This is a genomic window from Gallaecimonas aegicerasi (assembly GCF_045291545.1).
Lineage (GTDB): Bacteria > Pseudomonadota > Gammaproteobacteria > Enterobacterales > Gallaecimonadaceae > Gallaecimonas.
This window is the reverse complement of record NZ_CP149514.1, coordinates 1,911,805-1,938,382: the sequence shown is the minus strand read 5'-3', so window position 1 is coordinate 1,938,382 and position 26,578 is coordinate 1,911,805. Positions and strand designations below refer to the sequence as shown.

Genomic DNA, 26,578 nt, shown 5'->3' with positions numbered 1-26,578 from the left:
TTGCTCCCTTTTTTGCGTTTCAAAGGCAAACACTACCTCTGCCTGGCTGGCTGCTATATACTTGGGCGCGCATTGTAAAACGACCAAAAAAGCAAGGATCGGCTGATCCTAAGGAAATTTCGTGAAACCTATCATCAAGACCTTCCAGTACGGTCAACACACCGTCACTCTGGAAACCGGCGCTGTTGCGCGTCAAGCTACCGCCGCTGTTATTGCCTCCATGGACGACACCGTTGTCATGGTTTCGGTTGTTGGCAAAAAAGAAGCCGACCAATCCAAAGATTTCTTTCCGCTGACCGTGAACTACCAGGAGCGCACCTATGCCGCTGGTAAGATCCCGGGCGGCTTTTTCAAACGTGAAGGGCGCCCCAGTGAAGGCGAAACCCTGACCGCCCGCCTGATTGACCGGCCTATTCGCCCGCTGTTCCCGAACGGCTTCAAGAATGAAGTGCAAGTGGTTGCCACTGTGGTTTCGGTCAACCCGCAGGTGAGCCCGGATATCGTCGCGATGATCGGTACCTCAGCCGCCTTGGCGTTGTCAGGTATTCCTTTTGCTGGCCCCATTGGTGCTGCCCGCGTTGGTTATATCAATGACAATCTGGTACTCAACCCCACTACCGAAGAACTGGCAACCTCCAAACTGAACCTGGTTGTTGCCGGTACGGCCGGTGCGGTACTGATGGTGGAATCCGAAGCCGAACTGCTGCCAGAAGAAGTGATGCTGGACGCGGTCATGTATGGCCACGAGCAAATGCAGACGGTTATCAACGCTATCAACGAATTGGCTGCTGAAGCAGGCCAGCCCAAGTGGGACTGGAGTGCTCCAGAAGAAAACACCGTCCTCAAAGACAAAATCAAAGAAGCTGTTTGGGATAAGCTGGGCGACGCCTACCGTATCGAAGACAAGATGGAGCGTTATGCCGCAATCGGCACCATCAAGTCGGAGTTGATGGAGCAGCTGCTGGCTGATGATCCGGAACTGAACACTAAAGAAGCCGGTGATTTGTTCTCGAAAATCGAGAAAACCCTGGTTCGTGGTCGGGTTCTGGCTGGTGAGCCGCGTATCGATGGCCGTGACCCGCAAATGGTACGGGCACTGGATGTGGCCACTGGCGTACTGCCCCGCACCCACGGCAGCGCTATTTTCACCCGTGGTGAAACACAGGCGCTGGTTGTAGCTACACTGGGTACCCAGCGTGACGCCCAGATCATCGACGAGCTGACCGGTGAGCGCACCGACAACTTCCTGTTCCACTACAACTTCCCGCCGTACTGCGTGGGTGAAACCGGCATGATCGGTAGCCCCAAACGCCGTGAAATCGGCCATGGCCGCCTGGCCAAGCGTGGTGTTCTGGCGGTAATGCCGTCTGCTGAAGAATTCCCCTACACCGTGCGTGTGGTATCAGAAATCACTGAATCCAACGGCTCTTCTTCCATGGCTTCCGTCTGTGGTTCATCACTGGCCCTGATGGATGCGGGCGTACCGATCAAGAGCTCTGTGGCTGGTATTGCCATGGGTCTGGTCAAAGAAGGCGACAACTTTGTGGTGCTGTCTGACATCCTCGGTGACGAAGATCACCTGGGTGACATGGACTTCAAAGTAGCCGGCTCCCGTGACGGTGTGACTGCGCTGCAAATGGATATCAAAATTGAGGGCATCACCAAGGAAATCATGCAGGTAGCGCTGAAACAGGCCTACAGTGCCCGGGTGCACATCCTGCAGGTGATGGACGATGCCATTGCTATGCCGCGTGACGATATTTCCGATTACGCGCCGCGCATTCACACCATGAAAATCAATCCGGAGAAAATCCGTGATGTTATCGGTAAAGGCGGCAGCGTGATCCGTGCCCTGACCGAAGAAACCGGTACCACCATTGAGATTGATGACGACGGCACCATCAAAATTGCCGCCACCGACGGTGAGCAGGCGAAAGCGGCTATCCGCCGTATCGAAGATCTGACTGCCGAAGTGGAAGTAGGTCGGATCTACGACGGTAAAGTGACCAAAATCGTTGATTTTGGTGCCTTTGTAGCGATTTTGCCGGGCAAAGAAGGCCTGGTTCACATCAGCCAGATCGCTGAAGAGCGCATTGAGAACGTTGCTGACCACCTGAAAGTGGGTCAGGAAGTGAAGGTCAAGTGCCTGGAAGTGGACCGTCAGGGTCGTGTGCGCTTGTCCATCAAAGAAGCGCTTGAAAAGCCGGCGGTAGAAGAAGTGGCTGCAACTGAAACTGCTGACAACGCTGAAGTGAGCGAATCAGAGCAGGACTGAGTCAGTCCGTGTGACTGAAAAAGGGAGCCTTGTGCTCCCTTTTTGTTTGGGCTTCTGGCAGGATGTAAGGTCTGCGGAACATGAGAACAATGGATATGCGTAAAACGTTGGCGGTAGTCATTCCGCTGTTGTTGGCCGGTTGTGCCAATACGCCGAAACCTGCTCAGCAGAGTGAGAACTCCGCCAAGCTGATCATGGCTGAGCCGGTTGCCGTGCCTTTTCAGGCCGAAGTCGAGCTAGCCCGGCTCGATGAAATACTGACTCGTGCGAAGCTCAAAGACGAGCAGCGGGCAGAGCTGTTGTACCGTCGCGGCGTGGTGTTTGATGCCATGGGGTTAGGCGCTTTAGCGCGACGTGACTTTAACCAGGCGGTGCATTTGCAACCGACTATGGCAGACGCCTATAACTTTCTGGGGATCCAGGCCACCTCGGCAGAAGAGTATGAAAAGGCTTACGAAAACCTGGATGCAGCGATCGAGCTTGATCCCAAGCATGACTATGCCTATCTCAATCGCGGTATTGCACTTTATTACGGTAATCGCCCGGCTTTAGCGGTCGAAGATCTGGAAACGTTTTTATCGCACCAACCCAGCGATCCTTATCGGGTGTTATGGTTGTATCTGGCTGATGCCAAGGCCCATCCGAAAGAAGCTGGGCCACGTCTGGCCTACAATGCCACCCGTCTTGATACCAACGCCTGGGCCAATCAGTTAGTGGATTTTTATCTCGGTAAAATCACCGAGCCGGAGTTACTGGCGGGCTTGAAAAAAGGCGTTCGTACCAACCGGGAACTGGCCGAGCGGCTTTGTGAGGCTTACTTCTATCTGGGTAAATGGCAGCAGGCTCGTGGCCATTTGGGCGAAGCGATTAATTTCTTCAAGCTGTCTCTGGCGACCAATGTGCAGGACTTTATTGAATACCGCTATTCGCGTCTGGAGTTAAAGCAGATCCGCCGCCAACTGGCGCAGCGTGCTGACTAAGCACTAACTCACTGGCCGGCACCGGTTTGGCAAAGTAATAGCCCTGCAGATACTCCGTTTGCAGGGCTATTGCCATACTGGCTTGTTCGGCGCTCTCGATACCCTCAACGGTGATTTCCAAGTCCATGGCCTTGGCCAGGTTGATTACCGCCTCGAACAACGCTTTGTCGCGCGCCGACTCGCTTATTCTGGCCACAAAGCTCTTATCTATTTTCAGGCTGTCAATGGGCATCAGTTGCAGGTGCGACAGTGACGAGTAGCCGGTGCCAAAATCATCCAAAGAAATGCGTATCCCCTGTTCACGCAGTGCTTCGATGTTACTCAGGCTGATGTCCGGTTTTTCCAGCAGGGCCGTTTCGGTAATTTCCAGCTGAATAAAGACCGGCGACACACCAGCCTCATGGATACGTTTAAGGACCTGTTCGGCAAAGTCATGCTGGTGTAGCTGCTCTGTTGATACATTGACCGACAAGCGAATTTTTTCGCCCTGTTGGTGCCACTGTGCCAGCTGCGCCAGGCTTTGCTCTAGCACCCACAGCCCCAGCGGCAAAATCAGCCCGGTTTCTTCGGCCAGCGGAATAAAGCGATCGGGGCTGGCGTGAGGCCAGCGCAGCAGCGCTTCGACGTAACTGATACGCTGGCGCTGCACACTGAATATGGGTTGATAGACCAACTGGAAGCTTTTACTGCGTACTGATTCGCGCAGTTTGTCTTCCAGGACCATTTTCTTGAGCATGTTGTCGTAAAGGTGCTGGTCAAAGAACAAATAGCGGGAGCGGCCCATGGCTTTGGCCTGGTACATGGCCACATCAGCCCGTTTGATCAGCTCCTCGCTGGAGTCGGCATCTTCCGGGTAACGGGCAATACCAATACTGACCGACAGGTACAGTAAGTTACCACTGACTTTAAAAGGCCGGGAAAAACCGGCGGTCAGTTTATCTGCCAGGAGCCGGACGCCGTCCAGCTGTGGCCTGGGAAACAGCAGCACAAACTCATCGCCACCGTAGCGGGCCAAAAAGACGCTGTCTCCGGTTAGCTCGCGTAAACGTCTTGCTGTTTGTTTAAGCAGTTCGTCACCGACACTGTGGCCGAGGCTGTCGTTGACTTTTTTAAAGCCATCGAGGTCGATGAACATCAGCGCAAACGGCGTTTGGCGATCCATCGCCGGGTAAAGATTTTCCAGAAAACTGAAACGGTTTGGCAGGCCGGTCAGCTGGTCTTCGTTGGCTTTACGGGCCAGTTCTTGCTCGAAGCGGCGTAGGGCGTCCCGGTCCGTTGCCAACTGATTACGCATATCCAGCAGGTTTTTGGTGAGTTGGTCGAGCTCGTCGGCGCTGCGTTCCAAATACAGGCTTGGTCCTTCTTCCAGGTTCTCCAACCGTAAGCCCTGGGCAAAATTAGACAACCGCAACAGGCGGCTGGTAATTGTCCGTTGTACCAGCCAGAGCAGCAAGCCAGAGAGTAGTAGTGTGTAAATACTGAGTGTCACAAAGGAGCTGCGGACATTATTCCAGGCGGCGTCGGCAATGGCGGTTTCATCAAAGGCCACAGCCAGGTTACCCAGGTGTTTGCCGTCTGTGGTGCGAATAGGGTAGAGCACCTGCAGCGCACTGCGGGGTTTCCGGCCAACCGATAAGGTCATGTCGCCGGTTACTTCGGCGTAGCTGGCAAAGGGCCGCTGGATCAGGCCCTTTAGGCTCAAGGCAACCCGCTCACGATCAAAGTTCCAGATCCCGGCTGCTAATGCCGGCATGTAGCCATCGCGGATCTGGGTCATGCTGGCCTGAACCTGCTGTTCGGCACTGTGTTTATCACGCAGATACTGGATGGGGATGATCAGTAGCATCATCACAAAGCTCAGACCGACGGTCTGAATAATAAGGCGTCTGCTTAACTTCGCTCGATGCTGGGCCATGGTATCCATGTTGTGGCTTTTTTAATCAGTATAACTGTGGTTGCATTTACTGGCAGCGTCAACTGCTTACTGGCAGACTGGTATCACAACATGAATAGATATTAGTCGGTGTCTGCACACCGTTCATCCCAGAGAGGTTCCACTGGCGAGCCGTACAGACTAGCGTGAACGCCAGCTAATCAAGGAAAGACAACAATAAAGAGGTCCGTGATGAAACTGCGTTATTCCATGGCTTGCTGTTTGCTGGCCATGTCTTCGATGGCAACCGCTGCCAGCAGCGGCCAGGGCTATTATCGTGATCCGGCATTGTCCGCAAATACACTGGTATTCACCGCTGAAGGTGATTTATGGGTAGAGCACCTTGGCGACAAGCACGCCCGCAGACTGACGTCTCAGCCGGATCAGGAAAGCCAGGCGGCGTTGTCGCCCGACGCTAAAACCGTGGCTTTTGTCGCCAGTTATGAAGGGGCTCCTGAAGTCTATGTGATGCCCATCAGTGGTGGTGTGCCGCGCCGGGTGACCTTTGAAAACAGCCGGGTCCGGCTGCAAGGCTGGACCAAAAACGGCAAAATTCTCTATGCCACTGATAATGCCGTGGGGCCGTCCAGTTACTTTATTCTTCGGGAAGTCGACCCACAGACCTTAAAAGCCCAGGATATTCCGCTGGCCGATGCCTCGGAAGGGGCGGTCAGTCAGGATGGCAAGTACCTGTATTTCACCCGCTTTGGCCTGCAAGTGACTGGCGATCACCTCAAAGTGTACCGCGGTGGTGCGCAGGGGCAGCTGTGGCGTTATACCCTCGGCAGCAATGATGAAGCGTTACATCTGAGCGACCCGGGCTCGGTCAGCGAGCCAATGGCCTACGCGGGTCGGGTTTATTACGTTTCTGACGCGGACGGTAATCCTAACCTTTGGTCTATGGCCGCTGATGGCAGTGACCGCAAGCAGTTAACCCATTACACCGACTGGCCGGTACGTTCGCCGGTACTGAATCAGGGGCGTATAGTCTTCCAGCTGGGCGCTGATCTGGTGATGCTGGATTTGGCATCCGGTAAAGCCCAGCCGCTGAATATTCTGTTGCAATCAGACTTTCCCTACCGACAGACTCGCTGGCTCAAAGATCCGCTGAAATATGCAACTTCAGCAACGCTGGCCCCCAATGGAGCCAAAGTTGCCATTACCGCCCGTGGTCAGGTGGCCATTGCCGGTACTCAGGGCGAGCGTCTGGTGAGCGTTGCCGCGCCGGCTCACAGCCGGGTGCGTGATGCGGTACTCAGTAAAGACGGCAAATGGGTTTACGCCATCTGTGATGCCAGCGGGCAGCAGGAGATCTGGCGCTTTCCGGCAGACGGCAGTGATGGTGCCAAGGCCCTGACACATGATGGCCACACGCTGCGCTTTGATCTGCATTTGTCACCGGATGGTCGTTATCTGCTGCATTCTGATAATGACGGCAAGCTGTGGCTGCTGGATCTAAAACGTGACCATAACCGGTTGCTCTTGAAAAACGGCAATGGTCTGGGGGCCTTTGGTGATATAGCCTGGTCGCCTGATAGCCGCTTTGTGGCCGTTGGCTCGGCTCTGATCAACAACATGCGGCCCCAGATCCAGCTTATCGATATTCGTAATGGCCACCATCAGGTACTGACCAGCGACAAGTATGAATCCTTCTCGCCGGCCTTCAGTACAGATGGCCACTGGCTGTATTTCCTGTCCAATCGTCACTTTAATGCAACGCCAAGCTCGCCCTGGGGTGACCGTAACCTGGGCCCGGTATTCAACCACCGTACCCAGATTTATGCCCTGTCACTGGATAACCAGGGTACCTTCCCGTTCGAAAAGCCCAATGAGCTGCAAAAGCCCGCTCAAGATGACAGTAAAGAGCAGGGTAAGGTTTCATTGAAGGTAAACTGGCAGGGGCTGGCACAGCGCCTCTGGGAAGTGCCGGTACCCGCCGGTAACTATCAGCAGCTCAAGGCTACAGCCAAGCATTTGTGGATGCTCGACAGCACCGCTGAGGGTAACTCCAGCCTCAAAACGGTCAGTATCGGCCCCTGGGCGAAGGTGCATACGGTAGCGCCTGACATCGCTGACTACAGCTTGTCTGCCGACAACAAGAAACTGTTTGTACGCAAGCAGAGCAAGCCCGAAGAAATGCTGATTGTCGATGCTGCCAACACCCTACCCAAGGATCTCAGCCATAAGCAGGTCCAAGCCGGGCAGTGGCAGCTGGCCATTAACCCGATGGATGAATGGCGGCAGATGTTCAACGATGCCTGGCTGATGCATAAGAACTCGTTCTATGACGTCAATATGCACGGTGTTGACTGGGATGCGGTCAAAGCGCGCTTCACGCCGCTGCTGGCCCGGCTCACTGACCGCCATGAACTGAGCGACTTGCTGGGACAGATGATCAGTGGCCTGGACGCCTTGCACTCACAGGTGCGCCCGGGTGACACCCCCAGCGATGCAGAAGCGGCCAGTGCGGCGTCCCTGGGGGCGCGCCTGCAACAAACCAACGATGGCGTGGTGATAGGCCACATCTACCAAACCGACCCTGAGTTGCCGGATGAGGCGGCGCCCCTGGCGCGCCCAGGCGTTAATGCGCGGCAAGGGGATCTGATCAGCGCAGTCAATGGCCGGCCAGTGAAAACCCTGGCGGATGTCACTGAGGCGCTGCGTAACACCGCCGACAAGCAAGTACTGCTGGGGCTGAAGCGGGACGGGGATGCTCTGAAAACCATCGTTTATCCGGTCAGTATTCGCCGTAATATGCAGTTGCGTTATCTGGACTGGGTCAATGGCAATGCCCACAAAGTAGCCAAGGCGACGGATGGCAAAATTGGTTACCTGCACCTGTATGCCATGGGTAAAGGTGATATCGAAAACTTTGCCCGGGAGTTTTATGCCAACCTGAATAAGCAGGGGCTGATCATCGATGTGCGACGAAACCGTGGCGGCAACATTGACTCGTGGATCATCGAGAAACTGCTGCGCCGGGTGTGGATGTTCTGGCAACCAACCCGTGGTGCCATCAACACCAACATGCAGCAGAGCTATCGGGGCCATCTGGCCGTGCTGACAGATCAGGTGACTTACTCTGACGGTGAAACCTTCTCGGCGGGTATCAAGGCGCTGAAACTGGCACCGCTCATCGGTATGCGTACTGCTGGTGCCGGAGTTTGGCTCAGTGGCCGTAATTCTTTGAGCGACTTTGGTATGGCGCGGGTGGCGGAATATCCGCAGTTTGAGACCGGTGGCAACTGGATCATCGAAGGCCATGGGGTAACCCCGGATATTAAGGTCAACAACCTGCCTCACGCCACTTATGAAGGCAAAGATGCGCAGCTGTCGGCGGCGATACATTATCTGCAGCAACAGCAGGCCAAGCAGCCGGTTAAGCCCTTAAAGGCAGAAGCCATTGATGGCCAACATCATGCCGGAGACGTAAAACCGGAGTTTGATGAAAGCCACCGTTGATAAACTACCTAACGAAAAAAGCGCCCCTGGGGCGCTTTTTTACTGCTTCTAGATGGTAACCTTTTGGGTTATTTAACCTCTTCGCCTGCGGCTTGCTTGTCAGCGTGATAGCTGGAGCGCACCAGCGGGCCACAGGCGGCATGCTCATAGCCCATGGCCATGGCGTCGTCATGCAGCTCGTCAAACTCTGCCGGAGGTACGTAACGGGCAACCGGCAGGTGGTGGCGGCTCGGTTGCAGATACTGGCCAAGGGTCAGCATGGTTACGCCGTGGTCACGCAAGTCCTGCATCACCTGACGAATTTCGTCATTTTCCTCGCCCAGGCCCATCATCAGCCCTGACTTGGTCGGAATATCCGGATTGCGTTCCTTAAAGCGCTTGAGCAGCTCCAGTGACCATTCATAGTTGGCGCCGGGGCGTACCTGCTTATATAGGCGCGGCACGTTTTCCAGATTGTGGTTAAACACATCCGGTGGTGTTTCGCTGAGAATATCCAGTGCCACGTCCATACGACCACGAAAATCCGGTACCAGGATTTCGATTTTAATATCCGGGCTGTATTTGCGAATGGCCTTGATACAGTCGGCAAAATGCTGGGCACCGCCGTCACGCAAGTCATCACGGTCAACGGAGGTGATCACCACATAACGCAGTTTCATATCACGGATGGTTTGGCCCAGCTTCTCAGCCTCTTGTGGATCCGGGGGCAGTGGCCGGCCGTGGGCCACGTCGCAGAACGGGCAACGGCGGGTACAGATGGCACCAAGGATCATGAAGGTGGCAGTACCGTGATTAAAACACTCAGACAGGTTGGGGCAGGAGGCTTCCTCACACACCGAGTGCAGGCCATGCTTACGCATAGCCCCCTTGATGTCTTCGATACGTTGCGTGCTGGCCGGCAGTTTGACCCGCAGCCAGTCCGGTTTTCTGAGCATTTGCTTGGGTTCGGATGGCATCACCTTCACCGGGATCAGCGCCATTTTGTCGGCGTCCCGGAGTTTGACACCCGGTTCGATACGTACGGTTTTACTCATAACAGGTGGTCCAGTCCGTCAGTGTAGGTCCAGTGGTCAAAGCCCAGTCGTTCGGCCAGGGCGGCCACCAGAACCGGCTCAACCTCATTCAGGCTGGCCGAAGGATGAAAGGCGCTGAGCTGCGTCATTTCCATGCCGGCATAGCCGCAGGGATTGATGCGCAAAAAGGGGCTCAGATCCATGTTGATATTCAGTGCCAGGCCATGAAAGGAGCAACCACGGCGTACCCGCAGGCCCAGCGAACAGATTTTTTGCTCGCCAACGTAAACGCCGGGGGCATCGGCACGGGGAGCGCTGTCGACACCGAAATGGCGTAATGTTGCCACTACTGCTTCTTCGATATGACTGACCAGCTCGCGCACACCAAGTTTGCGCCGGCGTAAGTCCAGTAGTACGTACAATACCTGCTGGCCAGGGCCGTGGTAGGTTACCTGGCCACCACGGTCAACTTGCACCACCGGAATATCACCAGGCATCAACAGGTGCTCTGCTTTGCCGGCTTGGCCCTGGGTAAATACCGGCTCGTGTTCAACTAGCCATAGCTCGTCAGCACTGTCCGGGCCGCGATGGTCGGTGTAATGCTTCATGGCATCCCAGACGCCCTGATAACCCTGGCGCCCGAGGCGGCGAACACGCAAATCAGAGCACATATTTGACGCTCTCAATATCGCCCAGTGCCTGATAAAGGGTTTCAACGTGCTCTTTGGAGGTTACCGTTACCTGTACGGTCACGGAAAAATAGGTACCTTTGGCGCTGGGGCGCACAGTGGGGGAATAGTCACCAGGGGCGTGTTGTTGCACCACCGCCAGCACCGTATCGACCAGCTCGTCATGGGCCTGTCCCAGTACCTTGAAAGGAAACTGGCAGGGAAACTCGAGGTATTTATCAAATTCGGTCTGCATGCTACTACTCCCGGCCGTGCGAGGGCGCACAGTGTATCAGAAATTCATCGAAAAGGCGCCCGTAGGCGCCTTGTAAGATGGGGTCGGAGCAGTGAAATTCAAGTTCAGTTGAACCAGCTCTTGAACAGCAGCTTGAAGTAATCCACCAGTCGTGAGAACCAGCTGCCCTGTTTGACTTCTTCCAGTGACACCAGCGGGTACTGGCCGATGTCTTTGCCATCCAGCTTGAGGTACAGGGTGCCAACTTTCTGGCCTTTGGCCAGCGGCGCTTTGAGGATCTTGTCCAGTTTGAAGTCGGCTTTCAGATCCTTGGCGCTGCCACGAGGCACTGTCACCATGGCGCTTTTGAGTACACCCAGTTTGACGCTGTTTTTGTCACCCATGTAGATCGGTTGTTCAGCAAACTGCTGGCCGGCTTTAAAGGGGGTTACGGTTTCAAAAAAGCGGAAACCCCAGTTCAGCAGCTCTTTGGAAATATCCCGGCGAGCGTCATTGGACGGGGTGCCGATGACGGCAGAAACCAGGCGCATGTTGTCTTTAACCGCGGAAGCGACCAGTGAATACCCCACTTCAGAAAGGTGCCCGGTTTTAATACCGTCAACATTCATCGACGGGTCATGGAGCAGTGCGTTACGGTTGTACTGCTTGATGCCGTTGTAGGTAAAGGATTGATCGGAGTAGATTTTATATTCGTCTGGCAGGTCACGGATCAATGCCGCACCGAGGCGGGCCATATCACGGGCTGACGAGTAATGCTGCGGATCAGGCAGGCCATGTGGGTTGACGAAGTGCGTTTCGGTGAGATCCAGTTTCTTGGCTTCAGCGTTCATCAGGTCGGCAAAGCCGCCGACGGTGCCGGCAATGTATTCGGCCATGGCCACACAGGCGTCATTACCCGAGTCGATGATGATGCCCTTGTTAAGCTCACCAACACTGACCTGGGTGCCCACTTCAATGAACATCTTGGAAGACTCAGGGAAGTTCTTGGCCCAGGCGTTTTTCGAAATGGTCACCATGTCACTGCGGTGAATGCGCCCGTCCTTGATTTCCTTACCGATGACGTAACTGGTCATCATTTTGGTCAATGAGGCCGGTGGCAGACGTTTATCACCATTGTATTCGGCCAAAATTTTACCGGTGTGGTAATCCATCAGTACATAGGCTTTGGCGTCAACTTTCGGCGCCTGGGGAATAATCACATCTGCCTGAGCAGTAAAAGCGGCAATGAGGCCAATAGAGAGCAACGCGTTACGCATGAGTGATATCGTCTTCTTTTTTTCAAATGGGATTAGGGTAGCAAAGCCATCAAGGGTTGTTGACCCCAGTGGTGCTTTGAGGTTCCGCATAAACCTTAAAGGGTTTGCCGATCCCCAGGGATTTGAGCTTTTCGATCAACTGCTCAGCCGCCAGTTCGTCTTTTAATGGCCCGAGCTGCACCTTGTACAGACCATCTTGTTCGCTGAGCTGGTAGCGGCTGTGTACCAAGTCGGCGTAGCGGCTACCCAGGGCATTGGCGCGCTGGCGGTCACGGCTGGCGATGACCTGCACAAAAATCGGCCGCTGCGCTTTGATAGGCGCCAGTACCGTTTCTTTTTCCGGTGCGCTAACAACCTCAATACGCACTTTGGCGGTGCCACTTTTCAGCATGTCGAGCTTATAAGCGGCAGCATAAGACAAATCAATGATCCGCCCGGGATGAAAGGGACCACGGTCATTGACGCGCACCACCACCTGTTTGCCATTGGCGAGGTTAGTTACCCGCACAAAACTGGGCAATGGCAGCCGCTTATGGGCGGCGGTCATGGCGTACATGTCATAGGTTTCGCCATTGGCGGTATGGTAGCCATGAAATTTTGTGCCATACCAGGAAGCGTAACCGACCTGGGTAAAGCCGATGGGGTGGCGAATAATGCTGTAGGACTGGCCTCGCAGCCGATAGTCCTTGTTGCCTTGTTTGCTGTAAGGCTCGTCCGTCACGGTGGCGTTTTGCACGGTGCTGACATCCGGCGCGGTAGCCGGGTAAGCGTCGTGACGCTGGGCGTAGCGGCCGCCGCTGCTGCCAGAGCTGGCACAGCCCGCCAACAGCAGTACCGCCAGTGCCAGCAGCGTTCTAGCCAGCATGGTGTTGTTCCAGGGCCTGAGCCAATTGCCAGACTGCCCGAGCATAAAGTGGTGAGCGGTTGTAGCGGGTGATCACATAGAAGTTATGAAAGCCCAACTGGTAATCAGTGCCGTTGGCGGTTTTAAAGGCAAACAGCCGTGCCGGTGTGCTGTCGTTGACTGCGATCGCGGCGGTGACACCTTGCTTTTTCAGCGCTGCCAGGGTGCTATTCAGTTCCAGCTTGTTATCGAGCGTTGGTGGTGATTGTACTGTTGCTGCCGCCAGTACCGGCTCGCCCATGCGCCAGTGGTGTTCATGGAAGTAATTGGCAACAGAGCCAATCGCATCGGCGGGGCTGGAGAACAGATCGCGTTTGCCGTCATGGTCAAAATCGACGGCGTAATGCTGGTAACTGGAAGGAATAAACTGCCCCATGCCCATGGCGCCGGCGTAACTGCCATTGGGACTTTGCTGCCACTGTTGCTGGTCAGCCAGTTTCAGGTATTGACCCAACTCTTTGAAGAAAAAGGCACTGCGTTTGGGGTAATAAAAACCCAGCGTATAGAGTGCATCGCGCACCGGATAGGTGCCCATGTGGCGGCCATAGTAGGTTTCTACACCAATAATGGCGACGATAACCGAGGCCGGTACCTGATAGGTGGCTTGTGCCTTGGCCAGTAATGCCTGGTGTTGTTGCCAGAAAGCCAGCCCTTCGTTGATCCGTTTTTGGGTCAGAAACAGCGCTCGGTACTGATACCAGGGTTTGGCTTCCCAGGGGGTGCTGATGGCTTTTAGGATGGCCGGGCGTTTTTGTACGCCGGTCATCATCTGCTGCACCCGCGCTGCACTGAGCCCGGACAGTTTGGCCAGTTCAGCAGCTTTGTCCTGAGGCAATGCCGCCAGGGTCGGAAAGGTCACGAGGGCCGGTAGCAGCCAGGTCCATTTTGCCATTGCAACTCCGTTAACTGTGCAGCAGACGTTTGTGCGTGTGTATGGCCATCAGCATGCCAAATCCGGCCATCAGCGTCACCATGGAAGTACCCCCATACGAGACCAACGGCAGGGGAACCCCTACTACTGGCAACATACCTGACACCATGCCGATGTTGACAAACACATACACGAAGAAGGTCAGCATAATGGCGCCACCTAACAGCCGGCTGAATGCGGTTTGTGCTTGCGTCGAGATATACAGGCCACGGGTGATGATAGCCAGGTACAGCAGCAACAGGCATGACACGCCAACCAGACCAAACTCTTCGCTCAGTACGGCAAAAATAAAGTCGGTGTGGCGTTCGGGTAAAAACTCCAGCTGTGACTGGGTGCCATGCAGCCAGCCCTTGCCCCAGAGACCGCCAGAACCAATGGCGATTTTTGACTGAATAATGTGGTAACCGGCCCCCAGCGGATCGGACTCCGGATTCAAAAAGGTCAGTACCCGCTGGCGTTGGTAGTCTTTCATCAAAAAGAACCACAATACCGGTAAAAAGGCGCCAACAGCAGCCATGGCGGCCACTACCAAGCGCCAGCGCATACCGGATAAAAACAGCACAAAAACCCCGGAGGCGGCAATCAGGATAGCGGTACCCAGATCGGGCTGTTTGGCGATCAGCAGGGTTGGCACCAATACCAGCACCAAGCCTTTGAAGAGTTGCATAAAAGTGGGCGGCAGAGGGTGCCTGGCCAAGTAATAGGCCACCATCATCGGCACTGCCAGCTTCATCACCTCCGAAGGCTGAAAGCGCATGAAGCCCAAGTCCAGCCAGCGTTGGGCGCCTTTGCCCACATCACCGGCAACCAGCACGATAACCAGCATCAATGTGCCGCCCAGATACAGCGGCAGTGCCCAGCGTTTGTAAACATCAGGGGGGATCTGCGCCAGCACAAACATCACCCCGAGTGCCAGGCACAAACGGATAAGCTGTCGCTCCATCATCGCCATATCCTGGCCGGAGGCGGAGTACACCACCACCAGGCTGACGCCCATCAGACACAGCAAAAACAGCAGTAACCAGCCATCAATGTGCAGGCGGTTGAGCCAGCTACGGTTATCGTTCATTTGCCGCCTCCTTCTTTGATCAGGTATTGGTCCATGACCTGGCGGGCCAGTGGCGCCGCTACCGAGCCGCCGCCGCCAATGATGTTTTCCAGTGCCACGGTGACGGCAATCTCCGGGTGGGCAAATGGCGCATAACCGATGTACATGGCGTTATCGCGGTGGCGCACGGCGACCTTGTGGGCGTCGTACTTTTCACCCTGGCCGATGCTTATCACCTGCGCAGTACCGGTTTTACCGGCGGCCTGATAGGGCGTCCCCAGAAAAGCCCGGTGCGCAGAACCAGAGGGGTTGGCAACGGTACGGTGCATGGCGTTTTCCACGTCTTGCCAGTGGGCGGCACTGCCATTGACAGCCTGACGCTGCACCGGCGGCACTTGCTTGATGTTTTTATGATCGCCAATGGCTCGCAGCAACCGTGGTACATAGTAACGGCCGGCGTCGGCCATGATGGTGGTGGCGGTGGCCAGCTGTACCGGTGTGACGGTCCAGTAACTCTGGCCGATCCCAATGGGAATGGTGTCGCCGGCATACCAGGGTTGGTGGAAGCGTTTTGCCTTCCACTGCTGCGACGGCATGATGCCCTGGGTTTCTTCGTGTATATCAATGCCGGATAACTGCCCAAAGCCAAATTTGCTCATCCAGTTGTGGATGCGATCAATCCCCAGCTTCAGGGCCAATTCGTAAAAATAAGTGTCGCAGGACTCGGCAATGGCCCGTTTCAGATCTACCCGGCCGTGGCCCCAGGGCAGCCAGTCGCGCCATTTGTGCTTGACATCCGGCAGCTCGAAATAGCCAGGGTCCCAGATGGTGGTTTGCGGGGTGATTACTTTTTCTTCCAAGCCAGCTAGTGCTAGGAAGGGCTTGACGGTAGAGGCCGGCGGGTAACGGCCTTGAGTGGCCCGGTTAATAAGCGGCTTGTCCGGTGAGTGCAGCAGTTTGTTGTAATTCTTGCTGGAAATGCCTTTTACGAACAGGTTCGGGTCATAGGAGGGGGCGCTGGCCATGGCCAGAATACCGCCGTCTTGGGGATCGATAGCGACAATGGCGCCGCGGTGGCCCTTGAGTAGATCATGGGCTTTGAGCTGCAGCGCCAGATCCAAGTTAAGATAAATGTCTTTGCCAGGTACCGGCGGCTTGAAGTGCAGGGTGCGGATCACCCGGCCACGGTTGTTCACCTCCACTTCCATGTAGCCAACGGTGCCGTGCAGCAGGTTCTCATAGTACTTTTCAATACCCTGCTTGCCAATTTCATGAGTAGCCGCGTAGTTGGAAGTCTCGCCTTCCTTGTCAATTGCTTGCAGATCGCGGTCATTGATGCGCGAAACATAGCCCAACACATGGGTCAGAGCCTTGCCATAGGGGTAAAAGCGCTTCAGCCGTGCTTCGACACTGAAACCGGGAAATTTGTACTGGTTAACTGAAAACTGCGCCACCTGCTTTTCCGTCATTTCGTCCAGTACCGGCAGCTTTTTAAAGCGGCGCACACCGTGTAAGGACTCGCGAAAATCATCCAGCGTGTCGTCATCGATATCGAGCAGTTTTGCCAGCTGCCCGAGGGCTTCATTGAGGTTTTTAACCTGCTCTGGCACCACCTCCAGAGCAAACACCGGCCGGTTTTCTGCCAACGCCACACCGTGACGGTCATAGATGATGCCGCGGTTAGGAGCCACCGGCACCAGCTTGATGCGGTTTTCGTTGGAGCGCACCTGGTATTGGGTGTAGTCGGTTACCTGCAGGTGATAGAGGTTGACCAGCAGAGCACCAAAGGCCACGACCACAATCAGCATTGCCACCAGCGTGCGGCGCCAGAACAGTGACGCTTCGTAGCCATGGTCGCGGATGGGAATGCGCTTGCGGAACATGTTACTCCCGGTGGTAAGGGTGGTTGTTGTTCAGGCTCCAGGCCCGGTATAGGGCCTCGGCCATGACCACCCGCACCAGTGGGTGCGGCAGGGTCAGCTTGGACAGCGACCAGCTCTGTTCAGCGGCGGCCTTGACGTCAGGTGCTAGCCCTTCCGGGCCACCCACCATAATTGCTAGATCGCGGCCATCCTGTTGCCAGCGAGTCCACTGCTGGGCCAGCTGCGGGGTGTCCCAGGGCTTACCGGGAATATCCAGGGTTACGATACGGCAACCCTGAGCCTGGGCCAGCATCAGCTCCCCTTCCTTTTGCAGGATGCGGGCAATATCGGCATTCTTGCCGCGCTTTCCTGCTGGCACCTCAATCAGTTCCAGCGGGCAGTCGCGGGGAAAGCGGCGTTGGTATTCGCTAAAGCCTTGTGTCACCCAGGCTGGCATCTTCTGGCCGACAGCAATCAGTTTGAGCTTCATCAGCTCCAGAGTTTTTCCAGTTGATAAAAATCGCGGGTTTGCTCCTGCATGACATGCAGTACCACGTCACCCAAGTCCACCAAAACCCATTCGCCACTGGCTTTACCTTCAACGCCCAGCGGCTTCATGCCGGCATGCTTAGCCTCAGTCACGACGTTTTCCGCGATGGCATTCACATGGGTACGGGAAGTTCCGGAACACACGACCAGGAACTCGCAAACCGAGGACTTGCCCCGCACATCAATGGCCTTAATATCGACGGCCTTGAGGTCATCGGCCTTATCGACCACAAAATCACGTAATTGTTCGCCGTTCATCTTATTACCTGTGAAAAAACAAAGGCGGGATTCTATCACGAAGCCGCAGGCGCCCGGTACAGCCGGTGGTGCCTAATGTAATCGGCTACTGCCGGCGGCAGTAAAAAATCGCTGCGCTGCCCGGCGCCAATGCGTTGGCGGATATCGGTAGCAGAAATGGCCAGCTCGGTGCTGGTTACCGTCACGATTTGCCCGGGGCCGGTAATTGCCTGCTCGCTAAGCCTGCTGGCCAGCGCTGGGTGCAAGGTTGCCGGATCCAGACAGTGGCCTGGCCGGCAGCATACCGCCAATGACGCCAGAGCCAGGATCTGCTGCCACTGGTGCCAGCTGGTGAAACTGAGCAAGCTGTCCATACCCATGACAAACAGCAGCGGCTGACCGGGGTGCTCGGCAGCCAGCTCTTGCAGGGTATCGACCGAGTAGGAGGCGCCGGCACGCTGTAACTCCCGGCCATCCACTGCCAGGCCTGTGACACCGGCAACGGCTAGCTGCGTCATGGCCAGGCGGTGCGCAGCGCTGGCCAGTGGCTGGGTGCGATGTGGCGGCGCTTTATTGGGTAGGAGTACGAGTTGCTCAAGGTCAAAGTGTTCCAACACCTCCACCGCCAAGCGCAGGTGGCCGTAGTGAATAGGGTCAAAGGTGCCACCAAATATGCCCAGCGGCTTCATGCGTCATACTCCGGGCGGATCACCGGCAGCGGTGGCCGCTGGCCGGGGAAAAAGGCCAGGGTCAGATCGGCAAAGCCTTGTTCGATAAGGCCATCATCGTGGCGCTTGAAATGCTGATCGAGCCAGGCCAGGTGGCGGCCTATTTGACGCAGCCGCCCGGGCGAGAGCTTATTGATGGCATTGAGATAGTGCTTTTTGCGCTGCGGCGGCAAACGGCGCTTAGCCAGTTCCCGCTGTGGGTCGCCGGTGGTGGTCAGTGCCAACAGAGTATCCACTTCCCGGCCCAGTGCCCACAGCAATAAAGGGGGCTCGATACCTTCTTCGAGCACTCTGGCCAACACTCGCAGGGCTTTATTGGCATCGTTACCGAGCAGAGTGTCAGTCCACTGGAACAGATCGAAGCGGGCATGGTCGAGCACGGCGGCTGCGACCTGCTGTTCGTCCAGAGCACCGGCGGGGTAAATCAGTGTCAGTTTTTCCACTTCCTGCACTGCCGCCAGCAGATTGCCCTCGGTGAATTGAGCCAAGGCCTGCAAAGCTTGCGGGCTGGCCTGAAAACCTGCCTGTTGCAGGCGGTGGGCCAGCCAGCCGGGAAATTCATGGTCAGCCAGTGGGTAAATCGGCAGGTACAGTCCCTGGCTGGACATGGCCTTGAACCAGGCGGCGTTACTGAGACTCTTTTCTGCCCGAGGGCCGTGCAGTAACAGCAATACGTCCGGGTTGGGGTTTGCCAGCAGCTGGCTAAGAATGGCTTTGCCGGTGTCGTTGGGTTTTTGCTGTAACTGCACTTCAATGAGACGGCGGCTGGCAAACAGCGACAGGCTCTGGTAGTCATCCAGCAGCTGGTGCCAGTCAAACTGGCCATCAGCGACCAGCCGCAGCCGTTCTTCACTGCCCCAGTGGCGGGCATGTTGGCGCACTTTGTCCAGCGCTTCTTCGACCAGCAGCGGGTCATCACCGAACACCATCACCCAGGGGGGAGTGGCTTTCAGTGCCTGAGCCAGTTGCGGGCTGCGGATCTGCATATCAGCCTTTGGCCAGTTGCCTGACCAGCTGTTCGGCCGCGTCTTTGCGCATTTCGTCCAGCAGTAGTTGCCGTTCGCGATCTTTGGCCAGGGTGCGGGTTGGGTCATCCTGGTAATCGCGGCGGATTTCAATGCTGCGCTGCTGCGGTGCCTGGTCGGGCAAGGTTAGCTGCCAGTTGAGGGTATAAATCAGTTCATACTCTGCCACCTGGCCGGTGCTAAACAGACTCAGCGTCTGACGATCAAGCTTGTCACTGAGCAGTTTCACTTGTGGACCATGGCTATCAAGCTTGATGCCATTATCAAGCAGCGCCTGGCGTACCAGGCGGCTGATATGAGCGTAGTGGTCAAAGCTGCTGAAACTGACCGACTGGAACTGCTCGGGCAGCTGGTAGCTGCCCTTGAGATGAAAACCGCAGCCGCTTAGCAGCAACAGCAGTGAATAAACCAGCCAGCGCATGGCGTCTCCTTAATTGGCAACAATGTTCACCAGCTTGCCTGGCACCACTATCACCTTGCGTACGGTCATGCCATCGAGGAAGCGTTTGACGTTTTCCTCATCAAGCGCCAGGGTTTGCAGCGTCTCTTTAGCGATATCAGCCGGCACTGTGACTTTGCCACGTACCTTGCCGTTGACCTGCACCACGATGAGCTTTTCGTCTTCCACCAGTGCTTCTGCATCCGCGCTCGGGAAGGGGGCGTCGACAATATCCCCTGCACCGCCGAGGGCTTCATAGAGCTTGCAGGTTACGTGCGGAATGATGGGGTGCAGCAGCAGGCTGACGCTCACCAGTGCTTCTTGCAGCAGGGCGCGATCCTGGTCGCTTTGCTGTGGTGCCTTGGCCAGCTTGTTGAGCAGCTCCATCACCGCGGCGATGGCCGTGTTGAAAGTCTGGCGGCGGCCCAGATCGTCGTCCACCTTGGCGATGGTTTTGTGCACGTCCCGGCGCAGCGCTTTTTGCTCTGCATTCAGGGCGGCTTTATCCAGCGTGGCTGCCGGGCCCTTGGCCAGATGCTCGTGAGTCAGCTTCCAAAGGCGCTTGATAAAGCGGTTAGCCCCTTCCACACCGGATTCAATCCATTCCAGGGTCAGCTCCGGCGGTGCGGCGAACATCATGAACAGGCGTACGGTATCAGCGCCGTAGCGTTCCACCATGACTTGCGGGTCGATGCCGTTGTTTTTGGACTTGGACATCTTTGACATGCCGTCATAGATAAGCTCACGGCCACTTTGGTCAGTGGCTTTGACAATACGCCCTTTGTCGTCACGTTCGACGCTGACCTCCAGCGGCGAGACCCACTCGCGGCCGCCTTTGTCGTTGACATAGTAGAAGCCGTCGGCCAGCACCATGCCCTGACACAGCAAGCGCTTGAAGGGTTCGTCGGAGTTCACCAGGCCTTCATCACGCAGCAGTTTGTGGAAAAAGCGTGAGTACAACAGGTGCATTACCGCGTGCTCGATACCACCAACGTACTGATCTACCGGCAGCCAGTAATTGGCCTTTTCCGGGTCCAGCATGGCGTCATGGGTATGGGCACTGGCATAGCGAGCGTAGTACCAGCTCGATTCCATAAAGGTATCGAAGGTGTCGGTTTCGTGCTCGGCGGCCATGCCTTCATATTCGGTTTTGGCCCATTCCGGGTCTGACTTGATGGGGCTGTTAATGCCGTCCATCACCACGTCTTCTGGCAGGCGCACCGGCAGCTGGTCTTCCGGTACCGGTACGGTACGGCCGTCTTCCAGATGCAGCATCGGGATCGGAGCGCCCCAGTAACGCTGGCGTGATACGCCCCAGTCACGCAGCCGGTAGTTTACCTGGCGCTTACCACGGCCGAGGCTTTCCAGTTTGTCGGCAATGGCGCCGAAGGCCTCGGTGCAGCTCAGGCCATCAAATTCACCGGAATTGATCAGTATGCCATCTTTGTCGGTGTAGGCCGCCTCGCTGATGTCGGCGTCGCCATCAGTTGGTTTCACCACCTGCACAATAGGCAACTGGTATTTCGTGGCAAATTCAAAATCCCGCTGGTCATGGCCGGGAACGGCCATGACGGCGCCGGTGCCGTAATCCATCAGCACAAAGTTGGCCACCCAAATCGGTACCGCTTTACCTGTCAGTGGGTGGATGGCCTTAAGGCCGGTGTCCATGCCTTTTTTGTCCATGGTGGCCATTTCGGCTTCAGCGACTTTGGTGTTTTTGCACTCGTCGATAAAAGCGGCCAGTGCCGGGTTGTTGGTGGCGGCCTGCGTGGCCAACGGATGGCCGGCGGCGATACCCACATAGGTGACCCCCAGCAGGGTGTCAGGGCGGGTAGTGTAGACATCCAAAGTGCGCTCACTGCCGTCAACGGCAAAGCTCAACTCCACCCCTTCGGAGCGGCCAATCCAGTGCGCCTGCATGGACTTGACGGTGTCCGGCCAGCCGTCCAGTTTGTCCAGGTCGGCCAGCAGCTCTTCGGCGTAGGCGGTGATTTTCACAAACCACTGCGGGATCTGCTTTTGTTCCACCAGTGCGCCGGAGCGCCAGCCGCGGCCATCTACCACCTGCTCATTGGCCAGCACGGTCTGGTCGACCGGATCCCAGTTAACGGTAGCCATTTTTTTGTAGACCAGGCCTTTTTCGAACAGCTTGGTGAAGAACCACTGTTCCCAGCGGTAGTACTCGGGAGTACAGGTGGTCACTTCACGGGTCCAGTCATAACCAAACCCCAGGGTTTTGAGCTGGTTTTTCATGTACTGGATGTTTTCGTAGGTCCACTTGGCCGGGGCGGTTTTATTCTTGATGGCGGCATTTTCTGCCGGCAGGCCAAAGGCGTCCCAACCCATTGGCTGGAGCACGTTTTTACCTTGCATGCGCTGGTAACGGGCGATCACATCCCCGAGCGTGTAGTTACGCACATGGCCCATGTGCAAGCGGCCCGAGGGGTAGGGGAACATGGACAGGCAATAGAAGGTTTCCTTGCCGGGTTGTTCGGTGACAACAAAAGTCTGGTTGTCTTCCCAGTGCTTTTGCACCTGGGGCTCAATAACACTGTGATCGTATTGTTCTTGCATGGGGTACCGCAGTCTGCGAAGGCTGGAAATAATCGCCATAGGATACCTTGCAGCGTCGGCCCCTGCCACCCACCTGACAGTATCCTTGCATTCTGTTGTTAGCCGGCGTATCACAGAAAAAAACACAAGGAGACGGGTCATGCCCCTGAAAAGTTACCAAGCGCTGATTGATGAACTGAAAAAACGCCTCAAAGAGGGCGATGTGGAAGCGCACTTTACGGCGTTGGTAGAGGAGGCTAAGGCACTGCTGCATGCCGCCGGTGAACTCAGTAAAGATGAGTGGGCGCTGATTGAAGCCAAACTGCGCGATGATTTGCATGCGCTGGCCGATCATGATGGCGAGCTGGGTGTGGACCCTCGTATCGAAGAACTGTGGAAGCTACTTTACGATGCCGCCGACCACACACAGCTGGATTGGCAGAGTTTTGCCCGTGATCTGGCGCACCCGGAGGGCTACCGGACTAATGATGTCATCGGTTTTGGTGCCCTGCGTTGCCGCCGCTGCGGCTTTGTCATGCATTTTTATCATCCCGGCAGCATCCCACTGTGCCCGCAGTGCGGTAATGATCACTTCCAGCGGGAGCCGAGCAACACCACTCAGTGATAGCGCTGGCGCCATCCAAGCCAGCCCAGCGGTAACAGCAGCCAGCACCACAGCAGCCCGAAGCGGGCATAAGGGGTCTGGCCGCTGACCAGCTTGACCTTGCCGGTCAGGCTGGCGGCCACAAAACGGGGCAAGCGCTGCTGAATATGCCCCTGAGCGTCAACAATGGCGGTGACACCGTCATTGGTGGCGCGCAGCATGGGCCGGCCCAGTTCACGGGCGCGGGCTTGGGCGATTTGCATGTGCTGATGCGGGCCAATGGAGTTGCCAAACCAGGCATCATTGGAAATGGTCAGCAACAGCTGCGTATCCGGGCGCAAATCAGCGCGCACCAGGCCACTAAACGCCACTTCGTAGCAAATGGCCATGGCCGCCTTGAGGTTGCCCAGTTTCAGGTTCGGTTGCTGGGCCGGGCCACGGTTGAAGTCTGACATCGGCAGGTTGAAAAACGGTGCCAGGGGGCGCAACAGCTTGGCAAAGGGGACATATTCGCCAATCGGTAGCAGGTGGTGCTTCTGATAGCGGTTCGCATCAGCATAGTGATAGTGGCCGTCCAGCACGATGGCGGTATTGTAAAAAGCCTGAGTGGCGTAGCGGTAATCGACAATACCGGTTACCAGAGTACTGTGGTGGCGGGCTACTTCTTCGTCCAGCTGCTGTAAAAAATCCTGTTCAGCCGGCTCTACGTCCGGTATTGCCGCTTCCGGCCAGATGATCAGATCGGAGTCCAGGTGCGGTGTGGTCAGGTTCAGGTACTTTTGCAAGGTGGGGGCCAGGTGATCCGGATCCCACTTCAGGGACTGCGCAATATTGCCCTGTACCAGCGTCACTTTCAGGCTGTGGCCGGTATCTTTGACCCAGCTTTTGGGAAGTAGCGCTGAGACGGCAATGACCGCCAGAGCCATCACGGCCCAGCGGCGCTGGTAGCGCGCCAGCGCCAAGGCCCCGGCGCACATCACCAGCCAGAAGCTGGCCAGAGCTTCAGAGCCTATCGGCAGCCAATTACCCAGTGGCGTATCGAGCTGGCTGGTGCCGAGGTTGAGCCAGGGAAAGCCGGTCAGTACCCAACCACGCAGCCATTCAGACAACAGCCATAACAGTGGTAACCCAATCAGATGCCGTGGCCAGCCTGCCAGTGGAAATAACCGGTTCAGCAGATAGCCGGTCAGCGCCGGGTACAGTGCCAGATAGGCTGATAGCAGCATCATCAGGCCCAGCGCCAGCCACAAGGGCAGGTCGCCGAACATCACCATGGACACATGCACCCACCAGATGCCGCTCATGAACATGCCAAAGCCGAAGGCAAAGCCCAGCCAGCCACCTTGGCGGGCCGATTTACCGTCCAGCAGCCACAACCACAGCGGGAGTGTCAGCAAGGGCATGAAAGCCAGGTGGTAAGGTGCAAAGGCCAGGTGCGTCAGGGCGCCAGCCGCGATGGCCAGCAGCAGCTGGCCGAAAGGCAATTTGTTCATTCGTCGTTTTCGGGCAGGGTCACTTGCAGTTGCTGCAGACGGCGTTTGCCGGCATGGGTTACCTTGAAATGCAGGCCATCAAGGGTAACTTCCTCTCCCCGGGCCGGCAGGTGGCCAAAGGCATGCATCATCAGGCCACCGATGGTATCCACATCATCATCAGAAAACTGGCTGCCAAAGTGGGCATTGAAATCCTCGATGGAGGTCAGTGCTGCCACAGCAAAAGTGCGATTGGTGAGGCGGCGGATATCGTCGCTATTGACGTCTTCGGCGTCGTATTCGTCTTCGATTTCACCGACGATTTCCTCAAGAATATCCTCGATGGTCACCAAGCCGGAAACACCGCCAAACTCATCGACCACCATGGCCATGTGGAAACGGCCAGAGCGAAACTCTTTAAGCAGCACATCAACTCGTTTGGACTCTGGCACAATCACCGCTTCGCGCTTGAGACTGTTCAGATCGATGGTAATGTCATTGGCTTGGCCAAGGGTATAACGCAACAGATCCTTGGCCAGCAGAATACCTTCGACGTGATCTTTGTCTTCGTTGATGATGGGAAAGCGGGAGTGGGCAGAGTCAATGATGGTAGGCAAAACATCCTGGATAGACTGATTGATATCCAGAGCCACGATTTGGCTACGGGGGATCATGATATCGCGAACCCGTAACTCAGAGACGTCCAGAACGCCTTTGATCATGTCTTTGGTTTGAACATCAATGAGTTCGCGATCCATGGCGCTTTCAATTAGCACCATTAAATCATTACGGCTTTGCGGCTCATCAGAGAAAAGCTGGCTCAGTCGCTCCAGCCAGCTCTTTGACGAGCCCTGACTCGAGTGCGGATTGTCGTCGCTCATAGTCCTCGAAACCAATACTTAGTTGTCACGGTCGCCGTAGGGGTCAGCAAACCCCAGTTCGGCCAGCAAGGCGATTTCCCTGCCTTCCATCAGCGCCGCATCCTCGTCCTTTATATGGTCATACCCCAGCAAATGCAAGGTGCCATGAATGACCAGGTGGGCCCAGTGGGCCTGTTCGTTTTTTTCTTGCTCGGCGGCCTCTCGGGCCATTACCGGTGCGCAGATCACCAAATCACCAAGCAGGGGCAGGTCGATGCCTTCAGGCAGCTCAAAAGGGAACGACAATACATTGGTAGCGTAATCCTTGCTCCGGTACTGGCTGTTCAGTTCCCTGCCTTCTTCTTCGTCCACCAGGCGGATGGTGAGCTCGGTCTCGGTGCGGCCGCTATCGTGCAGGGCTTTGCTGACCCAGCGTTCAAAATCGGCCTGGCTCGGCAAGGAGGAGGCCTCAGTGGCAAGCTGTAAGTCCAGCATCAGGTTCATTGCCCTGACTCCCGGGCCTGCTCACGCTCGGCGCGCCGTTCGGCTTTTTGCCGCTCCTGGGCTTGTTCGAATGCTTCATAGGCGTTGATGATCCGTGACACCACCGGGTGGCGCACCACATCACTGGCCTGGAAGAAGTTGAACGACAGCTCATCGACATCGCCCAGCACTTCGATGGCGTGGCGTAGCCCTGAGCGGGTATTGCGGGGTAAATCCACCTGGGTGATGTCGCCGGTGATCACCGCTTTGGAATTAAAGCCAATGCGGGTCAGGAACATTTTCATCTGCTCGACAGTGGTGTTCTGGCTCTCATCCAGGATCACGAAGGCATCGTTGAGAGTGCGGCCGCGCATATAAGCCAGCGGTGCCACTTCAATGACATTGCGATCGATGAGTTTTTCCACTTTCTCGAAACCGAGCATTTCAAACAGGGCGTCGTACAGCGGGCGCAGATAAGGGTCCACTTTCTGGCTCAAATCGCCCGGCAAAAAACCCAGCTTTTCACCGGCTTCAACGGCTGGCCGGGTCAGCAGAATACGGCGAATTTCCTGGCGTTCCAACGCATCCACGGCGCAGGCGACTGCCAGGTAGGTTTTGCCGGTGCCGGCCGGGCCAATACCAAAGCTGATGTCGTGGTTAACGATGTTCTGGATGTACTGTGCCTGGTTGGGGGTGCGGGGCTTGATCACCCCCCGCTTGGTTTTCAGAAACACCTCTTTGCCATGGTTAATACTGCTTTCGGCTTCCAGTACCTTGGTTTCGGCAATGGCCAGATGCACTTTTTCTGCATCCAGCTGCGGTGACTGGCCTTTGACTGGCAGTGTTTCCAGATAGAGGCTTTTCAGCAGATCAGCGACCGCCTTGGCCGCCAGGGCCTTGCCCATGATCTGAAAATGGTTGTCCCGGTAGTTGATTTCCACGCCCAGGCGGCGCTCGATCTGCTTGAGATTATCATCAAAGGGCCCACATAGCGCCGCCAGGCGGCGCATATCGGCGGGTTCAAGATAAGTACTGACAGT

At 56.2% G+C, this 26,578-nt stretch carries 23 protein-coding genes; 4 read left to right on the top strand and 19 right to left on the bottom strand.

What is annotated here, in order from left to right; all coding sequences use genetic code 11:
• The first annotated feature begins 121 nt into the window (after positions 1-121).
• On the top strand, positions 122-2,275 hold the full coding sequence (gene pnp, locus WDB70_RS09610; RefSeq protein ID WP_406663757.1) for a polyribonucleotide nucleotidyltransferase: 2,154 nt from the start codon (positions 122-124) through the stop codon (positions 2,273-2,275).
• A 95-nt stretch (positions 2,276-2,370) separates the two neighbouring features.
• Complete coding sequence (nlpI, locus tag WDB70_RS09605; RefSeq protein ID WP_406663755.1) at positions 2,371-3,255, top strand: lipoprotein NlpI; 885 nt, start codon at positions 2,371-2,373, stop codon at positions 3,253-3,255.
• Here the strand turns inward: nlpI and WDB70_RS09600 are convergent.
• Positions 3,185-5,179 carry a putative bifunctional diguanylate cyclase/phosphodiesterase gene (locus WDB70_RS09600; RefSeq protein ID WP_406663753.1) on the bottom strand — a complete coding sequence of 665 codons (1,995 nt, stop codon included), beginning with the start codon at positions 5,177-5,179 and terminating at the stop codon, positions 3,185-3,187. The two genes, nlpI and WDB70_RS09600, sit on opposite strands and share 71 nt — an antisense overlap.
• Before the next feature lie 201 nt (positions 5,180-5,380).
• Here WDB70_RS09600 and WDB70_RS09595 point away from each other — a divergent pair, with 201 nt between their 5' ends.
• Positions 5,381-8,650, top strand: coding sequence for a S41 family peptidase (locus tag WDB70_RS09595; protein WP_406663751.1), 3,270 nt, complete (start codon positions 5,381-5,383; stop codon positions 8,648-8,650).
• 68 nt (positions 8,651-8,718) lie between these two features.
• Here the strand turns inward: WDB70_RS09595 and lipA are convergent, their stop codons facing one another.
• The 14 genes from lipA to leuS form a co-directional block, all read right to left on the bottom strand.
• Positions 8,719-9,684: a lipoyl synthase gene (gene lipA, locus WDB70_RS09590; protein ID WP_406663749.1), complete on the bottom strand. Its 966-nt coding sequence runs from the start codon at positions 9,682-9,684 to the stop codon at positions 8,719-8,721.
• Positions 9,681-10,334 carry a lipoyl(octanoyl) transferase LipB gene (lipB, locus tag WDB70_RS09585; protein ID WP_406663747.1) on the bottom strand — a complete coding sequence of 218 codons (654 nt, stop codon included), beginning with the start codon at positions 10,332-10,334 and terminating at the stop codon, positions 9,681-9,683. The genes lipA and lipB overlap by 4 nt, the downstream gene beginning before the upstream one ends.
• Complete coding sequence (gene ybeD, locus WDB70_RS09580; protein ID WP_406663745.1) at positions 10,324-10,587, bottom strand: DUF493 family protein YbeD; 264 nt, start codon at positions 10,585-10,587, stop codon at positions 10,324-10,326. The genes lipB and ybeD overlap by 11 nt, the downstream gene beginning before the upstream one ends.
• Positions 10,588-10,691: 104 nt before the next feature.
• Positions 10,692-11,843, bottom strand: coding sequence for a serine hydrolase (locus WDB70_RS09575; RefSeq protein ID WP_406663743.1), 1,152 nt, complete (start codon positions 11,841-11,843; stop codon positions 10,692-10,694).
• 49 nt (positions 11,844-11,892) lie between these two features.
• Positions 11,893-12,708, bottom strand: coding sequence for a septal ring lytic transglycosylase RlpA family protein (locus tag WDB70_RS09570; RefSeq protein ID WP_406663741.1), 816 nt, complete (start codon positions 12,706-12,708; stop codon positions 11,893-11,895).
• Positions 12,698-13,639, bottom strand: a complete 942-nt coding sequence (gene mltB, locus WDB70_RS09565; RefSeq protein ID WP_406663739.1) for a lytic murein transglycosylase B — start codon at positions 13,637-13,639, stop codon at positions 12,698-12,700. The genes WDB70_RS09570 and mltB overlap by 11 nt, the downstream gene beginning before the upstream one ends.
• A 10-nt stretch (positions 13,640-13,649) precedes the next feature.
• Positions 13,650-14,747 carry a rod shape-determining protein RodA gene (gene rodA / locus WDB70_RS09560; RefSeq protein ID WP_406663737.1) on the bottom strand — a complete coding sequence of 366 codons (1,098 nt, stop codon included), beginning with the start codon at positions 14,745-14,747 and terminating at the stop codon, positions 13,650-13,652.
• Positions 14,744-16,609, bottom strand: a complete 1,866-nt coding sequence (gene mrdA, locus WDB70_RS09555) for a penicillin-binding protein 2 (RefSeq protein WP_406663735.1) — start codon at positions 16,607-16,609, stop codon at positions 14,744-14,746. The genes rodA and mrdA overlap by 4 nt, the downstream gene beginning before the upstream one ends.
• A gap of 1 nt (position 16,610) precedes the next feature.
• Positions 16,611-17,078, bottom strand: a complete 468-nt coding sequence (gene rlmH / locus WDB70_RS09550) for a 23S rRNA (pseudouridine(1915)-N(3))-methyltransferase RlmH (protein ID WP_406663733.1) — start codon at positions 17,076-17,078, stop codon at positions 16,611-16,613.
• Positions 17,078-17,395: a ribosome silencing factor gene (gene rsfS / locus WDB70_RS09545; protein WP_406663731.1), complete on the bottom strand. Its 318-nt coding sequence runs from the start codon at positions 17,393-17,395 to the stop codon at positions 17,078-17,080. The genes rlmH and rsfS overlap by 1 nt, the downstream gene beginning before the upstream one ends.
• A gap of 35 nt (positions 17,396-17,430) precedes the next feature.
• The gene (gene nadD / locus WDB70_RS09540; protein WP_406663729.1) at positions 17,431-18,063 is read right to left on the bottom strand and encodes a nicotinate-nucleotide adenylyltransferase; all 633 of its coding nucleotides are present in this window, start codon (positions 18,061-18,063) and stop codon (positions 17,431-17,433) included.
• A complete protein-coding gene (gene holA / locus WDB70_RS09535) occupies positions 18,060-19,088 on the bottom strand; it encodes a DNA polymerase III subunit delta (protein ID WP_406663727.1) in 1,029 nt (342 codons plus the stop codon). The genes nadD and holA overlap by 4 nt, the downstream gene beginning before the upstream one ends.
• A 1-nt stretch (position 19,089) precedes the next feature.
• Positions 19,090-19,548 (bottom strand): LPS assembly lipoprotein LptE, encoded by a 459-nt coding sequence (gene lptE / locus WDB70_RS09530; RefSeq protein ID WP_406663725.1) that lies wholly within the window; start codon positions 19,546-19,548, stop codon positions 19,090-19,092.
• 9 nt (positions 19,549-19,557) lie between these two features.
• A complete protein-coding gene (leuS, locus tag WDB70_RS09525) occupies positions 19,558-22,140 on the bottom strand; it encodes a leucine--tRNA ligase (RefSeq protein WP_406663723.1) in 2,583 nt (860 codons plus the stop codon).
• 139 nt (positions 22,141-22,279) lie between these two features.
• Here leuS and WDB70_RS09520 point away from each other — a divergent pair, with 139 nt between their 5' ends.
• Positions 22,280-22,744 carry a zinc ribbon-containing protein gene (locus WDB70_RS09520; RefSeq protein WP_406663721.1) on the top strand — a complete coding sequence of 155 codons (465 nt, stop codon included), beginning with the start codon at positions 22,280-22,282 and terminating at the stop codon, positions 22,742-22,744.
• Here WDB70_RS09520 and lnt read toward each other — a convergent pair.
• Genes lnt through WDB70_RS09500 form a run of 4 tightly spaced genes read right to left on the bottom strand, consistent with a single transcriptional unit; the run spans position 22,738 to position 26,548 of the window.
• Positions 22,738-24,216: an apolipoprotein N-acyltransferase gene (gene lnt / locus WDB70_RS09515; protein ID WP_406663719.1), complete on the bottom strand. Its 1,479-nt coding sequence runs from the start codon at positions 24,214-24,216 to the stop codon at positions 22,738-22,740. The genes WDB70_RS09520 and lnt overlap by 7 nt on opposite strands.
• Positions 24,213-25,076 carry a CNNM family magnesium/cobalt transport protein CorC gene (gene corC / locus WDB70_RS09510; RefSeq protein ID WP_406663717.1) on the bottom strand — a complete coding sequence of 288 codons (864 nt, stop codon included), beginning with the start codon at positions 25,074-25,076 and terminating at the stop codon, positions 24,213-24,215. The genes lnt and corC overlap by 4 nt, the downstream gene beginning before the upstream one ends.
• Positions 25,077-25,094: 18 nt before the next feature.
• Positions 25,095-25,559: an rRNA maturation RNase YbeY gene (gene ybeY, locus WDB70_RS09505; protein WP_406663715.1), complete on the bottom strand. Its 465-nt coding sequence runs from the start codon at positions 25,557-25,559 to the stop codon at positions 25,095-25,097.
• Positions 25,556-26,548, bottom strand: a complete 993-nt coding sequence (locus tag WDB70_RS09500) for a PhoH family protein (protein WP_406668062.1) — start codon at positions 26,546-26,548, stop codon at positions 25,556-25,558. Before WDB70_RS09500 ends, ybeY begins: the two co-directional genes overlap by 4 nt.
• Between the last annotated feature and the right edge of the window lie 30 nt (positions 26,549-26,578).

Bases quoted from the DNA above. Each gene is read 5' to 3' on its own strand.
- nlpI (WP_406663755.1), top strand. From the start codon at position 2,371: ATGCGTAAAACGTTGGCGGTAGTCATTCCGCTGTTGTTGGCCGGTTGT.
- WDB70_RS09600 (WP_406663753.1), bottom strand. From the start codon at position 5,179: ATGGATACCATGGCCCAGCATCGAGCGAAGTTAAGCAGACGCCTTATT.
- WDB70_RS09595 (WP_406663751.1), top strand. From the start codon at position 5,381: ATGAAACTGCGTTATTCCATGGCTTGCTGTTTGCTGGCCATGTCTTCG.
- lipA (WP_406663749.1), bottom strand. From the start codon at position 9,684: ATGAGTAAAACCGTACGTATCGAACCGGGTGTCAAACTCCGGGACGCC.
- lipB (WP_406663747.1), bottom strand. From the start codon at position 10,334: ATGTGCTCTGATTTGCGTGTTCGCCGCCTCGGGCGCCAGGGTTATCAG.
- ybeD (WP_406663745.1), bottom strand. From the start codon at position 10,587: ATGCAGACCGAATTTGATAAATACCTCGAGTTTCCCTGCCAGTTTCCT.
- WDB70_RS09575 (WP_406663743.1), bottom strand. From the start codon at position 11,843: ATGCGTAACGCGTTGCTCTCTATTGGCCTCATTGCCGCTTTTACTGCT.
- WDB70_RS09570 (WP_406663741.1), bottom strand. From the start codon at position 12,708: ATGCTGGCTAGAACGCTGCTGGCACTGGCGGTACTGCTGTTGGCGGGC.
- mltB (WP_406663739.1), bottom strand. From the start codon at position 13,639: ATGGCAAAATGGACCTGGCTGCTACCGGCCCTCGTGACCTTTCCGACC.
- rodA (WP_406663737.1), bottom strand. From the start codon at position 14,747: ATGAACGATAACCGTAGCTGGCTCAACCGCCTGCACATTGATGGCTGG.
- mrdA (WP_406663735.1), bottom strand. From the start codon at position 16,609: ATGTTCCGCAAGCGCATTCCCATCCGCGACCATGGCTACGAAGCGTCA.
- rlmH (WP_406663733.1), bottom strand. From the start codon at position 17,078: ATGAAGCTCAAACTGATTGCTGTCGGCCAGAAGATGCCAGCCTGGGTG.
- rsfS (WP_406663731.1), bottom strand. From the start codon at position 17,395: ATGAACGGCGAACAATTACGTGATTTTGTGGTCGATAAGGCCGATGAC.
- nadD (WP_406663729.1), bottom strand. From the start codon at position 18,063: ATGAAGCCGCTGGGCATATTTGGTGGCACCTTTGACCCTATTCACTAC.
- holA (WP_406663727.1), bottom strand. From the start codon at position 19,088: ATGCAGATCCGCAGCCCGCAACTGGCTCAGGCACTGAAAGCCACTCCC.
- lptE (WP_406663725.1), bottom strand. From the start codon at position 19,548: ATGCGCTGGCTGGTTTATTCACTGCTGTTGCTGCTAAGCGGCTGCGGT.
- leuS (WP_406663723.1), bottom strand. From the start codon at position 22,140: ATGCAAGAACAATACGATCACAGTGTTATTGAGCCCCAGGTGCAAAAG.
- WDB70_RS09520 (WP_406663721.1), top strand. From the start codon at position 22,280: ATGCCCCTGAAAAGTTACCAAGCGCTGATTGATGAACTGAAAAAACGC.
- lnt (WP_406663719.1), bottom strand. From the start codon at position 24,216: ATGAACAAATTGCCTTTCGGCCAGCTGCTGCTGGCCATCGCGGCTGGC.
- corC (WP_406663717.1), bottom strand. From the start codon at position 25,076: ATGAGCGACGACAATCCGCACTCGAGTCAGGGCTCGTCAAAGAGCTGG.
- ybeY (WP_406663715.1), bottom strand. From the start codon at position 25,559: ATGAACCTGATGCTGGACTTACAGCTTGCCACTGAGGCCTCCTCCTTG.
- WDB70_RS09500 (WP_406668062.1), bottom strand. From the start codon at position 26,548: ATGCGCCGCCTGGCGGCGCTATGTGGGCCCTTTGATGATAATCTCAAG.